Origin of the sequence: Geothermobacter hydrogeniphilus (assembly GCF_002093115.1) — a bacterium.
GTDB classification, from domain to species: Bacteria; Desulfobacterota; Desulfuromonadia; order Desulfuromonadales; family Geothermobacteraceae; genus Geothermobacter_A; species Geothermobacter_A hydrogeniphilus.
The window spans coordinates 204,018-218,848 of record NZ_NAAD01000002.1 but is presented as its reverse complement, the minus strand read 5'-3'; the positions used below and the strand labels follow the sequence as shown (position 1 = coordinate 218,848).

Here is a 14,831-nt window from a genome sequence, read left to right as displayed (position 1 = left end):
TAAACCTGGGCGTCTCTGTCGTTGCAGGTCGGGGCGGTTCTTTTCCGTCAACTGAAGCGTTGTCGGCTTCTTCGTATGGGGACTGTCCCCGAACGGGGACTGTCCCCCTCCAAAATCCACTGTAGAAAGTTGCCTGGGACGTTTTTTTCGATCCCCCTCTCAAGAAAACGGGCCGCGGAATCTTGTGATTCCGCGGCCCGTTGTTTTCAGATCCGCTCGACCTTTTCGATCAGGATCGTCTCCTTCGGGACATCCTGGTGCATCCCCTTGTTGCCGGTCGCGACCTGGCGGATGGCATCGATGGTCTCCATCCCGTCACTGACCCGGCCGAAGACGCAGTAGCCCCAGCCCATCGGGTTCTTGGCGGTGTGGTCGAGGAAGTCGTTGTCGCCGACGTTGATGAAGAACTGGCTGGTGGCGCTGTGCGGATCGTTGGTCCGCGCCATGGCGACGGTGCCGCGCTTGTTCTGCAGTCCGTTGTCGGCTTCGTTTTCGATCGGCGGTTTGCCCGGTTTCTGGTTCAGATCCGGCGTCAGGCCGCCGCCCTGGATCATGAAGCCGTCGATGACGCGGTGAAAAACGGTGCCGGCGAAGAAGCCGTCATCGACATAGGCGAGAAAGTTGGCGACGGTCTTGGGGGCCTTTTCGGCATCCAGTTCCAGGGTGAAGGCTCCCATGGAGGTCTCGAAACGGACCTGGGATATCTGTTCGGACATTGTCTGCTCCTTGAGGAAATTGCCGGCCGGGAGGCCGGACATGGTTGGTGCGTGAAGCCGGAATCTACCACAGCGGCGGCCCGCTTGTCCACGTCCCGCAGAGCAACGGCCCGCTCTGTCCGTCGAGGATGAACGGCTGCGGTTATTCCTGCTGGAGGTCCGCCAGTCTGAACCGCCAGGCGGCCGGGCGGATGGCCTGGTCGAGGATCTTTTCGCCGATGGTGAGGCAGACGCCGTTTTTAAGCGGCGGCAGGTAGAGGCTCTGCGCCCAGGCTTCGCTGCCGTTCTCCCGCAGGGCGTAGACCTTGAGCAGCCCGGCGCCGCGAGCGCCGCCGCTGTTGCAGATTCGTCCGCGCAGCCGCCGACCGGTGACGCGCAGCCTGTCGTAGCGCAGCCCGGGAGCAATGTCGCCGCTGCGCAGCGGTGCGGGCGGGGCCTGGGGCAGGACGTTGAACAGGATCGTGCGGGCCGGTCGGCGGGAGTCGAGATCGGTGCCCAAGCTGGTGCAGGCGCCGTCGGCCAGCCTCCGCAGTGGAAAATTCTCCCGCCAGATCACCTCGCCGTGGCCGCTTAAGGCCAGCAGGTTCAGGCCGTATTCGGTCAGTTCGCGGCCGGAGCGGTTGCAGAACTCGCTGGTCAGCCGGCCGCCACGCACCGTCAGGCCGTTGAAGCGGTAGGGCAGGTTGAGATTGCCGACCGGCAGCAGCGGCTGATGGTGGAATGCGACCAGCTGCCCGCGCAGTCGCGACGGCTGGCTGAAGTCGTCCGGGCTGCGCAGAAAGCTCCGGCAGCGTCCGGCGCCGATTCCGGCCAGGTCGACGACTGAGCGCCAGAGCGGCCGACCGCGGAAATCCTCGGCCGTAAACAGCACCGCCACCTCATCCACCGGGGTCCGGCGCAGGTTGCAGATTTCGCCGCGCAGATCACCGAAACGCAGATCCAGGCGCCGGTATTCGAACCCGCCGCCGAGTGAGCCGGACACCGGCACGGCCGCGGCGGGGAGGGCGGACAGTAGAAGCAGGAGGGTGAGGGTCGGCAGGATGAAGCGCATGGCGGCTTCCTTCCGGGAAGAACCGGGGCTGAGGGACGGTGGTTGCTTTGAAAATAAGTCTATTGTTTCGGGGCGTCAAGAAACAGCAATGATTGCAGCTTTTTGCGGCTTGCCGGAGATTGCCTGATGAGCATTGCATTTCACCGCCTTCGGCGAACTCGCTCGGGTCAATAGCAACGGTTTTGGGCCGGGTCGGGATCTGCTTGTGCAGGTTGAGGGGGGCCGTATTTTGATTAGTGAGATGTGACCCTGTTGGTGTTTTTGAAATGGTCGGTGGATTCAGGATCTATTACATCTTGTTCATGATGTCAAAAAATGCTAGAAACAACCATGTGTTAGTGATCTGCTGGCAATGGAGGGGACCATGAGCGGAAGGAATCCGCGCCAGAATCAGAAAGCCGCACCCGCTGTCGACGCAGCCGGGGCGGCTTTTTGTGTTTATAGGCCCGTCTCTGAGGCCACATCACCGACGTCATCGGCATCAAGAGATTCAGCCTGCGGGGCAAGAAGAAGGTCAACGGCCAGTGGCAGATGATGACTATGTTGCGCAACATGACCAGGATTCATCGATTCGGGATGATTTGAGACCATAAAAGGGGAAATGTAGTCAAATCGGCCGATAAACGGTAGGATTTCTGACAATTCGTGCTGAGGTGACGGCTATCGCCTGGACAGGCCATACCTGACGGGCGGTTTTCGGAAAGAAAAAAATCTAACCAGGCTCGGGGATTGCTCTTGTGGGAGGGTTTTTCTACGGGCTCGTTATACGAAAAAAGGGATCAGACAATGAAAGTAGTCAATGACCTGGAGCTTGGGTTCTCTGATGCTGAGAATTATAGACGGCGAGAAAACAAATCTCTGCTAAATAGGGTTTTTATCCGTAACCACAACCTCGATCGTCTATGTGACCCATCTATCTCATTTTTGATTGGCGAGAAAGGCACGGGAAAGACTGCTTATGCGGTTTACCTCGCAAACAATGACCATCTCGATACTCTTTCGAGCCTAAGGTATATTCGGGAAACTGAGTATCAAAAGTTCATTGCATTAAAAAAAGAAAAGCATCTAGGGCTTTCCGATTACTCCAGTATTTGGAAAGTTATTCTCTATCTCCTTCTCGCCAAGCAAATAATAGAGAGGGAGGGAGGCATCGAATTCTTGAGGCGTTTCACAAAGATTAGCGCCATACAAAAAGCCATAGATGAGTACTATCACAAGGCTTTCTCCCCAGAAATAATTCAGGCGCTGCAATTTGTTCAAGAATCCAAAATTGCAGCGGAACTCATAGCAAAGTATGCCAAGGTGTCAGGAGAAGAAAAGGATACTCTAACCTTTTCTGAGGCAAGATTCCAAACAAATCTTTTCTATATTCAAAAAGGCTTCGAAGATGCATTCCGTCAAGCGAGATTGAAAAAAAATCATTTACTGTTTATCGATGGGATAGACATTCGTCCCTCCTCAATACCTTATGAAGAATACATGCTCTGTATAAAAGGACTAGCAAATGCAGTCTGGGAAGTTAACAATGATTTCTTCCCGACGGTTAAAGGCGGTGGTGGTAGGATGCGAGTGACTTTGCTTATCAGACCAGATATATTTCAATCAGTTGGCCTTCAAAATCAAAATACCAAGATTCGTGATAACTCAGTGTTTCTCGATTGGCGAACCGAGTACACGAATCATCGTAAATCGGATATTTTTAAGGTTATTGATCATCTTTTATCGTCACAGCAAGATGATTCTCTCGAAGAAGGTGAGGCTTGGGATTACTATTTTCCGTGGGACACTCCAAATCTCATGGAAGGATTTGAACACCACTCATCATTTATAAGCTTCCTAAGGTGGTCGTACTATCGGCCGCGAGACATAGTTACCATGCTGTCTATATTGCAAGAAATTGCAAAGCGAAGTGGTAAGGAGAAGAAATACTTAAAGTATGCTGAGTTTGATAACGCAGAATTCAAGCGTGCATATTCAGAATATTTGCTTGGAGAGGTAAAAGATCATCTAACTTTTTACTATGGTGAAGAAGAGTACAATCTATTTCTTAGATTTTTTAAGCATCTAAATGGGAAAAATAAGTTCTCGTACAGCGAATATTTAGCGTTCTACGATAATTTTTATAAATCTATATCAAAGAGCAGTGAAAGCGTCCCAAAGTTCATGTCTACACCGGGTGATTTTCTTCAATTTCTCTATGACCTGAACATACTCAGCTATATAGAATATCCAATTGGTGATAAACCATATATACGGTGGTGCTTCAGGCAGCGCAGTTATGGGGATATGAATCCGAAAGTCAAAGAAGGTTGCGATTATCAAATTTTCTACGGACTATACAAGGCACTCAACGTTGGCCAGGAGTTTAGTTTGAAGTAGAACCCCCCGTCCTCTGGACGGGGTCAGAGTCCTTTGGCTTTGCCAAAAGGGCTCATGGCAAACCATATTCAGATGTTGTTCCCGCAACGACCTGAATAGAAAGGAATGCCATGAGTCGTTTTCGAAAATTAACACATGCCATTTGGCACTGCCAGTATCACATCGTCTGGGTACCGAAATATCGCTTCCGGATTCTGGAAGGCGAGTTGGCCCAGGAGGTTCGCGCGTGTATTCGGATATTCAGCGGACAAAGCCACTGCGATATCGTTGAGCTGAATATTCAGAAAGACCATGTTCACCTGATCATCATGGTGCCGCCGAAGGTTTCCATCTCGGAGTTGATGGGGCGCCTGAAGGGTCGTTCGGCGATACGCATTTTAAAGAAACATCCCAAGTTGCGAAAAAAACGCTACTGGGGCAATCATTTTTGGGCGCCCGGCTATTGCGTCGACACGGTCGGTTTGGATGCCGAGATGATCAGGCGCTACGTGCGGTATCAAGAGCAGCACGAGAAGAAAGTGGAACAGCAGCAACTCAAATTTTAACCCGTTTGGACGTGGGAACAACGCTCCGGCTGCCCTCTTTGGGGGCTGCCGGTAACGCCCCCTCTGGGGGCGCCCTTAAAGCCCCGTCCTCTGGGCGGGGTTTTTTACTTGCGGGGCAAGAAGAAGGTCAACGGCCAGTGGCAGATGATGACCATGCTGCACAATATGACCAAGATTCACCGATTCGGGACGGTTTAAGGCAAAAAAGAGAAAAAAGGGGGGGGGCAAATCGGCTGCAAAAAGGTAAAATTTCCAACCAACTTGTTCGGAGAGAGGGGCTATCGCCTGAACAGGTCACACCTGACGGGCGGATTTCGGAAAGAAAAAAATCAACCAGGCTCGGGGATTGCTCTTGTGGAAGGGTTTTTCTACGGGCTCGTTATGCCGAAGAAAGGAAATAAAATGAGGTGCTATAACTGTGGCAAGCCACCAATGTATATGGTTGGTCCAGAAGATCAGCAAGCACCTCTTTGCCTTGATTGTTATATCAGGTGGAATAATGTGCAGATGCAGCAACGGGAAATGCTTCAAAGGGAAATCAATTATCTATTAGCAGACATGTCAGCAATGGTTGGTCTTCCTGACATGTCTCCAAAATATCCAGAAAGTCGCACAATTATTCACACTGGAGGAACGACATTGAACAATATCCATGTAACCAATAGCGAAATTGGAGTCTTAAATACAGGGACAATCCAAAGCATGGATGGGACAGTCACAATCCTGAAATCGGATGGAAACCCAGAAATAGCAACAGCAGTTACCTCGCTGTCTGAGGCCATAATAAAATCTGCAGAAATCTCAACAAACCAAAAGAATCAGATTTTAGAACTTATTACTTCCATTGCAGAAGAAGTTGTAGCCCCTAAAGAGAAAAGGAAAACAGCTGTCGCTAAAGCTTTACTCTCTGAACTATCAACAGTTCTCGGTGGCATTACAAGCTTGTCCTCAGTTTGGGAGAGCTCGAAACAGCTTTTTGAACAATTCTTCCAATAAAAAAATCGGCATAACACTTATCAGGCCCCCGGCCGTCAAGAATAAAAAAGTCCGTTAACGAAAAAGAGTAACCCCTTTCGTTCTTTGACAAGCGACTGATCTTCGAGGACCGCCGGTCTCCGGCTTTGGATTCTCTCGGGTTGCGGACTCAGTTCCGCTCCAAACATATCGAGGCTCTGAAATGCAGGGGCCGGTCTTTGCGACCTGGTCTTCCCTGCCGCCTGGAATCTCGCGCGTACCCTTGTGCCGGCCCGTTCAAGACAGGCGGGATAAGAGAGGAAGGGGATGCGTGGCTCTCTTTCTCCAGTTGGTGTCGGGCTCGGGTAAGGGGCGGAACCCGGCTCTGGTCCTGTCGGACCATCGCGCGAAAAGAACAACCTATGGTGTCAGGATTGCAAGATGGCAAGTTTGTCCTAAGCGCGCGTAATCGTGGATTCGTCATCCCCTTCCGGCAACAATAATCTCTTACCCCCGTTCAAATGCCGGCAAAATTCCGGTGAGATTCGATGCCAGTCGAGCACGTCAACCCTGAATGGCAGAGCTGATTCCTCAAAAAGCATCCTGCAGTTGGTAGTAGAAATCACGCGGCCCCCGTTCTGCTCGCGACCACCACAAGCTCGTCACCGGCACAGCCGCGGCGGGGAGGGTGGACAGCAGAAGCAGGAGGGACACGGTGGCAGAAATGGAAGGATTGATTCCGAAGCATGGCGGTTACCGAAAGCTCAAGAGCTTTCAGGTAGCGCAGCTGGTCTACGACGTGACGGTGCGTTTCTGCGACCGCTACATCGACCGCTTCAGTCGCACCCGCGACCAGATGGTGCAGGCCGCCCGCAGCGGGGTGCAGAACATCGCCGAGGGGGCACAGGCCTCGGCGACCTCGAAGAAGACTGAACTGAAAAGCTGACCCAGGTGGCGCGGGCCAGCCTGGAAGAGCTGAAGCTTGATTACGAAGATTTTCTGCGTCAGCGGGGCTTTCGCCAGTGGTCAAAGGATGAGCCGCTGCGCCAGGAGCTGATAGATCGGCGCTGCACAACGGCCGATGAAGTGGCACACTGGGTTGTCGAGGTGGCGAAAAGATGTGGACCTGTTGGACTGTCTGGAAAGAGTGGACAGGTGAATTCAGCCGAGTCCAGCATGTTCACCCGGTCCACGCTGTCCGCTCACATCTACCCCGAACTTTCCGCCAACGCGGCTCTGGTGCTGTTGGCGGTGGCCTGTGCCCTGCTCGACCGACAGGTGATGCGGCTGGCGGAAGATTTTGAAAAAGAAGGCGGCTTTACCGAACGCCTTTATCGGGTGCGCAAAAGGAGACGGGGCTACTGAGCGATGTACAAGCCGACAGAAGCCGTCAGGGTCAGGGTCAGGATTGCAAGTTGGCAAGTTTGTAGTAAGCGCCCGTAATCGTCGGTTCGTTATCCCCGTCCGGCAAATTTCGTACCCCCGTTGTTTTGGTAGACATCCCTGGCGACCTCTTCATCGTAGACATGCGAGGTCTGCTTGCGGGCACGGTGAAAGATCATCCAGCTCTCTTCTCTTGCCCCTTGGCTTTTGCCAATATTTTGCGTTATCTTAACACTGAATCAAGTGAGTTCATTGCCGACGAACAGCACAAGTCATTGACTCGTCTGCACTTTCCGGAAATCACCGGCGAACCTTCGGGTGCGCCTCAGATTTTTGAAAATCGCATTCAGCTCAAGCGCTTGCACTCTTCATCCGCCATGAACCCACTGATTCAGGCTAAACTGTCGCTTCTTTCTGCCGAACCAATCAAACATTGAATCATATAAAACAGGAGGTAACCATGTCTGCATTGAAACGTCTGGCATTGCTGATCCAGAAGCACAGAGACCAGCTGGTCGACGACTGGGTCGCCCTGCAGCAGGAGGCTCTTGCCGACAAGAAGCGCTTCATTTCACTAAGCGATCTGCAACACGACGCCGGAGACTTCTTCAACGTCTTCGAGGCCGATCTGACCGCCGGGGAAGATGCCCCCCTTCTCGACCAGACACTCCTCTTTCTCGAACGTCTGACCAACGACCGCATCGAGCGCGGCTTCTCCGTCGAGCAGGTCACTGCCGCCATCTTCACCCTGAAAAAGCCCCTGTTCAGGTTGTTGTCCGAGCATCTGCGTGATAACCCCGCGGAAGTCCTCGAACTGACCCAGGCCAGCTCCGACCTGCTTGATCAGCTCGGCATGCACGCCGTCACCCGCTTGGTCGACATCAAGGAAAAGCTTATCCGTCAGCAACAGTCAGAAATGATGGAGCTTTCCACCCCGACGGTCAAAATCTGGGACGGCATCCTCGCCCTGCCTCTCATCGGCACCCTCGACAGCGCCCGCACCCAGAGCATCATGGAATCGCTGCTCGACATGATCGTCGCCACCTCCTCCACGGTGGCCATTCTCGACATCACCGGCGTCCCCACCGTCGACACCATGGTCGCCCAACACATCCTGAAAACCGTCGCCGCAGCACGCCTGATGGGCGCCGAATGCCTGATCAGCGGCATCCGCCCGCAGATCGCCCAGACCATGGTCCATCTCGGTGTCGGCTTCCAGGACGTGACCACCAAGGCCACCCTGGCCGAAGCCCTCGCCCATGCTTTTGCCCTGCGCGGACTGACCGTCCGCAAACGCGAACGGGAGTGAGGCATGGAAAAAATCCCCATTCTCAAAGTCGACAACTGCCTGCTGGTCAGTATCCAGATCGACATGGCCGACCAGGTGGCTCTCGACCTGCAGGACGAACTGAGCAGGCGCATTGTCGAAACCGGTGCCAGGGGGGTGCTGATCGACATCTCCTGCCTCGACGTGGTCGACTCCTTCATCGGCCGGGTTCTGGGAGAGATTGCCGCCACCGCCCGTCTGCTCGACGCCGTCACCGTGGTGGTCGGCATGCAGGCGGCCGTGGCAATCACCCTGGTGGAACTGGGCATGCGACTCGAAGGCGTTCTCACCGCCCTCAACGTCGAGATGGGCATGGCCCTGCTGCAGAAACACCTGGCCGCTGTTCCGGGCCTCGTTCGAAAGGCGCAGGATCATGACCGGCCGCAAGACGATTGAACTGCGACAGGAATCAGATCTGGTCCTGTTGCGCAAGACCTGTCGGGAGATACTGATTCAGCTCGGTTTTCGTCTGGTCGCCCAGACCAAGCTGGTGACCGCCGCCAGTGAACTGGGACGCAACGTTCTGACACATGGCGGTGGCGGTCAGGCCCATTTCGACGTGCTGGAACGCTCCGGCCGCCGGGGGCTGAAGATGGAGTTTGTCGATCAGGGGCCGGGCATCGCCGACATCAGACAGGCGATGACCGATGGCTACACCACGGCCGGCGGGCTCGGTTTCGGTCTCGGTGCCGCCCAGCGGCTGGCAAACGAATTCATCATTCAGTCAACTCCCGGTCAGGGAACCCGCGTCACCATCATCGGCTGGACTCTTTGACATGCGCGATCAGATACTCTGCGACATCCGCCACGACGCCGACGTCGGAGAACTGCGCCGCCAGGCGACGGCTTTCTGCCAAGCAACCGGCTTTGACGAAGAATCTCTGGGACGGGTGGCAATCGTCTGCACCGAACTGGCAAACAATATCATCCGCCATGCCGGCAGCAGCGGACAGGTTGTCCTGCGACAGATCACCGAAACAGCCGTTCCCGGCATCGACATTGTCGCCCTTGACACCGGCTCCGGCATGAGCAATGTCGAACGCAGCCTGCAGGACGGTTATTCTACCGCCGGCACCTGCGGCAACGGTCTCGGCGCCGTACAACGGCTGTCCGACCTGTTCGATATCGATGCCCGCCCCCGTCATGGCACCGCCGTCATCTGCCGCATCTGGAGCCGGCCACACCCCGACCTGTTCCCGTCTCCGTTCATAACCGGTGCCTTCCGCCTGCCGGCCAGCTGCGAGGAGGTCTGTGGTGACACCTGGGCCATCGACCAGATGGACGAACGGCTCTGCTGCCTTCTCTGCGACGGTCTCGGCCACGGCATCCATGCCGCCGAAGCAGCGGAAGCGGCCGTCACCTCTTTTCTGCAGGCCCGGGGTGAACCGATCGTCAGCCGGCTCGAGCAGATCCATGAAGCTTTGCGGCCGACCCGGGGCGGGGCAGTCGCCCTGATCGAGATCGATGCCAATAGCAACCGGCTGATCCATGTCGGTCTCGGTAATATTGCCGTCCGCTACCGGCATCGTGGGCAGTGGTATCATTTGCCTTCCCGGCAGGGCATCGCCGGTCATATCCGTGCCAGCCTGCGTTCCAGCGAATCGGCTTTCGAACCAGGTGACCTGCTGATCATGCACAGCGACGGCCTGTCGTCCCGCTGGGATCCGGCCGTCAAACCGGGCCTGTTCGAACGCCACCCCCTGCTGACGGCGGCCGTCCTCTGCCGCGACCATCGTCGCGGTGCCGATGACGTCGCGGTCCTGGCAATCCGACGGAGCGAGCCATGCGACAACACATTCTGACCCTGCGTATCGCCTACGAACAGGATGTGGTTCTGGCCCGGCAGCGGGCGGCGGCCATCGCCGACGGTCTCGGCTTTGACCGCCAGGACATCTCGCGCATCGCCACGGCGGTATCGGAACTGGCCCGCAACGCCTTCCGCCACGCAGGTGGCGGTCGCGTCCGTTTCGCCGTCGATCACCACCGGCTGCTGATCGAAGTCAACGACCAGGGGCCCGGTTTCGGCAACCCTCAGACCGCGCAGGACGGCGCCAGCGACGAATGCCACACCAGGGGGCGGGGGCTGGCAGGCGTCAAGCGCATCATGGATCTTTTCGACCTGGCATCCAGCCACGACGGCACCCGGGTTCTGGTCGGCAAGGCCCTGTCGGCCGAACAGACCTCCCCCACCCCCGATCTCATCCAGAAGCTGATCCGCCGTCTGTGCCGGCAGCAACCGCAAAGTCCCTACGAAGAAATTCAGCGCCAGAACCAGGAACTTCTGGCAGCGATGGCCAGCCTGCGGCAGAAACAGCAGGAACTGGAACAGCTCAACCGCGAGCTGACCGACACCAACCGTGGCATTATCTTCCTGAGCCGGGAACTGGAAGAAAAGGCCGATCACCTGCAGCGGATCAACCGGCTGCAGGCCCAGTTTATCTCCCACCTCAGCCATGAATTCCGCACTCCGCTCAACGCCATCCTCGGCCTGGCCCAGCTGTTGCTCGACGAAGCCGACGGCGAACTGAATCCCGAGCAGCGCAAGCAGCTTGGCTACATCCATCTCGCGTCGAAAAATCTGACCGACCTGGTCAACGACCTGCTCGACCTGGCCCGACTCGAGGCCGGCAAGATGACATTGCGGGTCGCTCCCTGCAGTGCCGGCCAGCTGCTCAGTTCTCTGCGCGGCATGCTCAAACCGACCCTGGGCGACAAGCAGCGGCAGGTGGTCTTGGCGGTGGAAGACGTCGACGACGACTTTCCGCTGCTGGAAACGGACGAGAACAAACTGGCACAGATACTGCGCAACCTGGTTTCCAACGCTCTCAAGTTCACCGAGCGGGGGGAAGTCAGGGTCAGGGCTGACTACGACACGCAGCGCGACCAGGTCCGCTTTCAGGTCACCGACACCGGGATCGGCATCGCGCCCGAGGACCAGGAGCGGATTTTCGAAGAATACACCCAGATCGACCACCGGCTGCAGGGCCGGGTCAAGGGGACGGGCCTCGGATTGCCGCTGTCCCGTAAACTCGCCCACGCCCTTGGCGGTGATCTCACCGTTGAAAGTGTTCCTGGTCGGGGTTCCTGTTTCACTCTGCAGATTCCCCGGCGACTGCAACTCTCCGACAGGGAGGCGCAATGACCCCATCAGATACCCGGCCGGCGCGGATTCTGCTGGTCGACGACAACGAACCCAACCGCTACACGACCGCCAGGCAGCTCCGGCAGGGTGGTTATCGCGTCGAGGAGGCAACCAACGGCCAGCAGGCCCTGGAACGTGCCTTGACCGAAGAATTCGACCTGGTCGTTCTCGACGTCAAGCTCCCCGACATGGATGGCCGACAGGTCTGCCGGCAGCTGAAGAACCAGCCGCGAACCGCCGATCTGCCGATCCTGCACCTGAGTGCCGCCGCCATCGACGACCACGACCGGGTGGAAGGCCTGGAACTCGGAGCCGATGCCTATCTGACCCAGCCGGTCGAGCCGGCCGTGCTGCGAGCGACCATCCAGGCCCTGCTCAGAACGAAAGACGCCACCCGCAGGGCCCGGGAGAATGAGGAACGCTACCGCACCCTGTCGAACGAATTCCGCCAGTTGCTCAATGCTCTGCCCGACATGCTCTGCTCCATCTCCGGCGAAAATGTCATCTTGTGGACCAATGGCGAAGTCGAAAAGCAGCTGGACCTGACCGTCGACCAACTGGTCGGCAGCCATTGCCAGCAGGTATTTCACGAATGTCACGCCACCAGCGAACCGTGTCCGGGGCGAAGGGCGATGCAGACCGGCCGGGAGGCGATGGAAATCTTTATCGACAACCAGGGACGTATCTGGGAGTTGCGCTGCATTCCGACCCGGAATGCAGCGGGAGCGCTGACCGGAGTGATCGAAATGCGCCGCGACATCACCGAGCAGCAACGGCTCGAAGAACGGCTGCGCCAGACGGAAAAGCTGGAGGCGGTCGGCAAGCTGGCCGGCGGCGTGGCACACGACTACAACAATCTGCTCAGCGTCATCCTCTCCCTCTCTCAACTCTGTTGCCAGCGGCTGGAAGAGGATCATCCGCTGACACCGGTCATGAAACAGATCCTGCTGGCGGCGGAACGTTCGGCGGAAATCACCCAGCAGCTTCTTGCCTTCGCCCGCCGACAGATCACCCGGCCGAAACTGTTCGACCTGAACCAGCGGGTGGACAAATCCCTGATCATGCTGCGCCGGCTGGTCCGTGAAGACATCGAGCTGCGCTTTCATCGCGGCGGGCAACTGCCGTCTTTGCGCTTCGACCCGGCCCAGCTCGACCAGATTCTGCTCAATCTGGTGATCAACGCCCGCGACGCCATCCAGGAGAAGATTACTCCGGGATTTCAGGGCGTCATTGAACTCAGTACGGCCTTTCACCGGCAGAAGGCCGATGGCGAAGCCCCCGACGGCCAGCTGCTGCTGTCGGTACGCGACAACGGCACCGGCATGGACGAGGCCACCCGCCAGAGGATTTTCGACCCTTTCTTCACCACCAAGGGCGGCGGTCGCGGCTCGGGACTGGGGCTGGCGACCGTCTACGGCATCGTTCGGCAAAACGGGGGAACCATCGAGGTCGAAAGTGAACCGGGACGGGGAAGCTGCTTTACCATTTTCCTGCCGGCCATCTCCTGCGAAACCGGCAGATCCCGCCAGGAGCATCCTGCCCCCAGTGACCTGAGTGGCAACGAAACCCTGCTGGTGGTCGATGACGAACTGCAGGTTCTGACCGCCACCCGCCTGCTGCTGGAAGAGGCCGGCTATCGGGTCTTGACCGCCAATTCACCGGCGGAGGCGGAATCTCTGGCCGCCGGCAACCGGGACATTGCGCTGCTGCTGACCGATGTGGTCATGCCGGCAATGACCGGTCCCGAACTGGCCGGCCGGCTGGTTGCCGATCATCCCGGATTTAAGGTGATCCTGATGTCCGGTTATGCCGACCAGGAGTTGTTCGACCAGATGGCCGTCTCCTACGACGAACTGTTGCTCAAGCCTTTTACACGTGAACGTCTGCTGCGCAAGGTCCGCTCCGTTCTCAATCAGCCTCGCCCGTGTTGAGGTCGACACCCAGGCAGGTGCCAACCGGAACCGTCACGGAGCGTTCACCCCCGAAAAACCGGGGGAACAGAAACAGGGGGGGCAGAATTGCAAGATGGCAAGTCTGTCATAAGCGCCTGTAATCGTCGAATCGTCATCCCCTTCCGGCAACAATAATTTCGTACCCCTGTTCAATATGCCGGCGAAATTCCGGTGAGATTCGATGCCAGTCAAGCACGTCAACCCTGAACGGCAGTGACGATTCCTCAAAAGCATCCTGCAGTTGGTAGTAGGGATCACGCGGCAACCGCTCCGCTCCAACCACCACCAGGTCGAGGTCGGAGTGTGACCTGGCGGTTCCTTTGACGCGGGAACCGAAGGCGCGGATTTCAGCATCGGGAACAAACCGGTGCAGAATGTCCCTGATCGATTCCAGGGTGTCTTGCGGCAGGTCAATCATTGCGGGCTTCAAGGGCGGCCAGCAGGGCTTTGGCTGCGGGGAGAAATTCGGTCGCGCTTTGGTAGACATCCCTGGCGACCTCTTCATCGTAGACATGCGAGGTCTGATTGTGGGCACGGTGAAAGATCATCCAGCGCTCGACATCGTCGATCAGGCGTGACTCGACGGCCAGACGAAAGAGTTGCCTGCGGGTAATGCCTTCGACACTTTCACTGGAGATGTTGTTTTCCATCCAGCGCTTGAGAAATTTCCAGCAGAGTTCGTAGGTGAATTCAAAATTCTGAATTGCTCCGGCGATCATGGCGTTTTTCTGCACCGGCGTCAGGCTGTTCATGAATGTCAGGTTGCGGGTTTCGGCCAGAACGGCATCAAGAGACGCCACGACTTTTTTCAGGCTGCTCAGATCTAGGTCCATCGTCCTCTCCTGTCGGGAAATCGTCTCCACTGTTGAAACATCCTAACATCCACTGTCTTCACTCTGAAGTGGAATCCCGAACCGGGCAGGGGCTGTGGGGGCGCAGACAAAAATCGAGGTCGTATCCACCTCACCACCCTCGTCTAGTCCACCAAAGGGTCTTCCCCCTCCTGCCAACTCGCCAGGAACCTCTCCTGCAGATGGAAATCCTCGCCCTTGTGTTCGGTCAGCGTGACATACATCTGTTCTTTGGGAATCTGCAGGGTACGGTGCAGCAGGTCCATAAATCCGAGGGTCAACTCCCGCCGCTGTTCCATGGTCCGTCCCGCCCTGATATCAGCATTGACCAGGGCGATGCCTCTTTCCGGTTCATGTGCACGGCCGATGGAGAGATTGCAGGCAGGAAATTCACGTATCGAGATACTGATGTGATCGGTTCCGGTGTCCATCACTGCAGAAAAAAGCTGTCTTGCCTGGGTGGCAATGGTGATTTTTTCGGCCTCTTTCAGGCTGCGATTGATTTCAAATTGTAAGTGGGGCATAGAGTCC

At 56.8% G+C, this 14,831-nt stretch carries 16 protein-coding genes and 2 pseudogenes; 13 read left to right on the top strand and 5 right to left on the bottom strand.

Annotation, left to right across the window (positions count from 1 at the left end; genetic code table 11):
- Window positions 1-206 precede the first annotated feature (206 nt).
- Together B5V00_RS02875 and B5V00_RS02870 are read right to left on the bottom strand one after the other, a co-directional pair.
- Window positions 207-716 carry a peptidylprolyl isomerase gene (locus B5V00_RS02875; protein ID WP_085009250.1) on the bottom strand — a complete coding sequence of 170 codons (510 nt, stop codon included), beginning with the start codon at window positions 714-716 and terminating at the stop codon, window positions 207-209.
- A 142-nt stretch (window positions 717-858) separates the two neighbouring features.
- The gene (locus B5V00_RS02870; protein ID WP_085009249.1) at window positions 859-1,767 is read right to left on the bottom strand and encodes a hypothetical protein; all 909 of its coding nucleotides are present in this window, start codon (window positions 1,765-1,767) and stop codon (window positions 859-861) included.
- Between B5V00_RS02870 and B5V00_RS17485 the strand changes: the two genes are divergently transcribed.
- From B5V00_RS17485 to B5V00_RS02815, 13 genes and pseudogenes are all read left to right on the top strand, one after another.
- The gene (locus B5V00_RS17485) at window positions 1,766-1,894 is read left to right on the top strand and encodes a hypothetical protein (RefSeq protein ID WP_281249629.1); all 129 of its coding nucleotides are present in this window, start codon (window positions 1,766-1,768) and stop codon (window positions 1,892-1,894) included. The two genes, B5V00_RS02870 and B5V00_RS17485, sit on opposite strands and share 2 nt — an antisense overlap.
- A 350-nt stretch (window positions 1,895-2,244) precedes the next feature.
- Window positions 2,245-2,352, top strand: a pseudogene (locus tag B5V00_RS17620) (transposase); the annotation flags it as partial.
- 201 nt (window positions 2,353-2,553) lie between these two features.
- Window positions 2,554-4,146, top strand: coding sequence for a P-loop ATPase, Sll1717 family (locus B5V00_RS02865; protein ID WP_085009248.1), 1,593 nt, complete (start codon window positions 2,554-2,556; stop codon window positions 4,144-4,146).
- A gap of 110 nt (window positions 4,147-4,256) precedes the next feature.
- On the top strand, window positions 4,257-4,691 hold the full coding sequence (gene tnpA, locus B5V00_RS02860) for an IS200/IS605 family transposase (protein ID WP_085009247.1): 435 nt from the start codon (window positions 4,257-4,259) through the stop codon (window positions 4,689-4,691).
- 501 nt (window positions 4,692-5,192) lie between these two features.
- Window positions 5,193-5,687 carry a hypothetical protein gene (locus B5V00_RS02855; protein WP_139800624.1) on the top strand — a complete coding sequence of 165 codons (495 nt, stop codon included), beginning with the start codon at window positions 5,193-5,195 and terminating at the stop codon, window positions 5,685-5,687.
- Between the two features lie 682 nt (window positions 5,688-6,369).
- Window positions 6,370-7,010, top strand: a pseudogene (locus tag B5V00_RS17555) (four helix bundle suffix domain-containing protein).
- 161 nt (window positions 7,011-7,171) lie between these two features.
- Complete coding sequence (locus tag B5V00_RS02845) at window positions 7,172-7,465, top strand: hypothetical protein (protein ID WP_172399597.1); 294 nt, start codon at window positions 7,172-7,174, stop codon at window positions 7,463-7,465.
- 23 nt (window positions 7,466-7,488) lie between these two features.
- Window positions 7,489-8,337, top strand: a complete 849-nt coding sequence (locus B5V00_RS02840; RefSeq protein ID WP_085009244.1) for an STAS domain-containing protein — start codon at window positions 7,489-7,491, stop codon at window positions 8,335-8,337.
- 3 nt (window positions 8,338-8,340) lie between these two features.
- A complete protein-coding gene (locus B5V00_RS02835) occupies window positions 8,341-8,751 on the top strand; it encodes an STAS domain-containing protein (RefSeq protein ID WP_085009243.1) in 411 nt (136 codons plus the stop codon).
- On the top strand, window positions 8,729-9,130 hold the full coding sequence (locus B5V00_RS02830; protein ID WP_085009242.1) for an anti-sigma regulatory factor: 402 nt from the start codon (window positions 8,729-8,731) through the stop codon (window positions 9,128-9,130). The genes B5V00_RS02835 and B5V00_RS02830 overlap by 23 nt, the downstream gene beginning before the upstream one ends.
- 1 nt (window position 9,131) lies before the next feature.
- Window positions 9,132-10,157, top strand: coding sequence for an ATP-binding protein (locus tag B5V00_RS02825; protein ID WP_085009241.1), 1,026 nt, complete (start codon window positions 9,132-9,134; stop codon window positions 10,155-10,157).
- Window positions 10,139-11,497: an ATP-binding protein gene (locus B5V00_RS02820; protein WP_085009240.1), complete on the top strand. Its 1,359-nt coding sequence runs from the start codon at window positions 10,139-10,141 to the stop codon at window positions 11,495-11,497. Before B5V00_RS02825 ends, B5V00_RS02820 begins: the two co-directional genes overlap by 19 nt.
- Window positions 11,494-13,428, top strand: coding sequence for an ATP-binding response regulator (locus tag B5V00_RS02815; protein WP_085009239.1), 1,935 nt, complete (start codon window positions 11,494-11,496; stop codon window positions 13,426-13,428). Before B5V00_RS02820 ends, B5V00_RS02815 begins: the two co-directional genes overlap by 4 nt.
- 133 nt (window positions 13,429-13,561) lie before the next feature.
- On the opposite strand, the gene B5V00_RS02810 is transcribed toward B5V00_RS02815, so the two are convergent.
- From B5V00_RS02810 to B5V00_RS02800, 3 genes are all read right to left on the bottom strand, one after another.
- Window positions 13,562-13,867, bottom strand: a complete 306-nt coding sequence (locus B5V00_RS02810; RefSeq protein ID WP_085009238.1) for a nucleotidyltransferase family protein — start codon at window positions 13,865-13,867, stop codon at window positions 13,562-13,564.
- Window positions 13,860-14,282 carry an HI0074 family nucleotidyltransferase substrate-binding subunit gene (locus tag B5V00_RS02805; protein ID WP_085009237.1) on the bottom strand — a complete coding sequence of 141 codons (423 nt, stop codon included), beginning with the start codon at window positions 14,280-14,282 and terminating at the stop codon, window positions 13,860-13,862. Before B5V00_RS02805 ends, B5V00_RS02810 begins: the two co-directional genes overlap by 8 nt.
- Before the next feature lie 143 nt (window positions 14,283-14,425).
- Window positions 14,426-14,824: a tautomerase family protein gene (locus B5V00_RS02800; protein ID WP_085009236.1), complete on the bottom strand. Its 399-nt coding sequence runs from the start codon at window positions 14,822-14,824 to the stop codon at window positions 14,426-14,428.
- Window positions 14,825-14,831: the final 7 nt, after the last annotated feature.

What these genes read in the sequence shown, in the direction of transcription:
- B5V00_RS02875 (WP_085009250.1), bottom strand. Translation starts at nt 716, where the DNA reads ATGTCCGAACAGATATCCCAGGTCCGTTTCGAGACCTCCATGGGAGCC.
- B5V00_RS17485 (WP_281249629.1), top strand. Translation starts at nt 1,766, where the DNA reads ATGGCGGCTTCCTTCCGGGAAGAACCGGGGCTGAGGGACGGTGGTTGC.
- B5V00_RS02870 (WP_085009249.1), bottom strand. Translation starts at nt 1,767, where the DNA reads ATGCGCTTCATCCTGCCGACCCTCACCCTCCTGCTTCTACTGTCCGCC.
- B5V00_RS02865 (WP_085009248.1), top strand. Translation starts at nt 2,554, where the DNA reads ATGAAAGTAGTCAATGACCTGGAGCTTGGGTTCTCTGATGCTGAGAAT.
- tnpA (WP_085009247.1), top strand. Translation starts at nt 4,257, where the DNA reads ATGAGTCGTTTTCGAAAATTAACACATGCCATTTGGCACTGCCAGTAT.
- B5V00_RS02845 (WP_172399597.1), top strand. Translation starts at nt 7,172, where the DNA reads ATGCGAGGTCTGCTTGCGGGCACGGTGAAAGATCATCCAGCTCTCTTC.
- B5V00_RS02840 (WP_085009244.1), top strand. Translation starts at nt 7,489, where the DNA reads ATGTCTGCATTGAAACGTCTGGCATTGCTGATCCAGAAGCACAGAGAC.
- B5V00_RS02835 (WP_085009243.1), top strand. Translation starts at nt 8,341, where the DNA reads ATGGAAAAAATCCCCATTCTCAAAGTCGACAACTGCCTGCTGGTCAGT.
- B5V00_RS02830 (WP_085009242.1), top strand. Translation starts at nt 8,729, where the DNA reads ATGACCGGCCGCAAGACGATTGAACTGCGACAGGAATCAGATCTGGTC.
- B5V00_RS02825 (WP_085009241.1), top strand. Translation starts at nt 9,132, where the DNA reads ATGCGCGATCAGATACTCTGCGACATCCGCCACGACGCCGACGTCGGA.
- B5V00_RS02820 (WP_085009240.1), top strand. Translation starts at nt 10,139, where the DNA reads ATGCGACAACACATTCTGACCCTGCGTATCGCCTACGAACAGGATGTG.
- B5V00_RS02815 (WP_085009239.1), top strand. Translation starts at nt 11,494, where the DNA reads ATGACCCCATCAGATACCCGGCCGGCGCGGATTCTGCTGGTCGACGAC.
- B5V00_RS02810 (WP_085009238.1), bottom strand. Translation starts at nt 13,867, where the DNA reads ATGATTGACCTGCCGCAAGACACCCTGGAATCGATCAGGGACATTCTG.
- B5V00_RS02805 (WP_085009237.1), bottom strand. Translation starts at nt 14,282, where the DNA reads ATGGACCTAGATCTGAGCAGCCTGAAAAAAGTCGTGGCGTCTCTTGAT.
- B5V00_RS02800 (WP_085009236.1), bottom strand. Translation starts at nt 14,824, where the DNA reads ATGCCCCACTTACAATTTGAAATCAATCGCAGCCTGAAAGAGGCCGAA.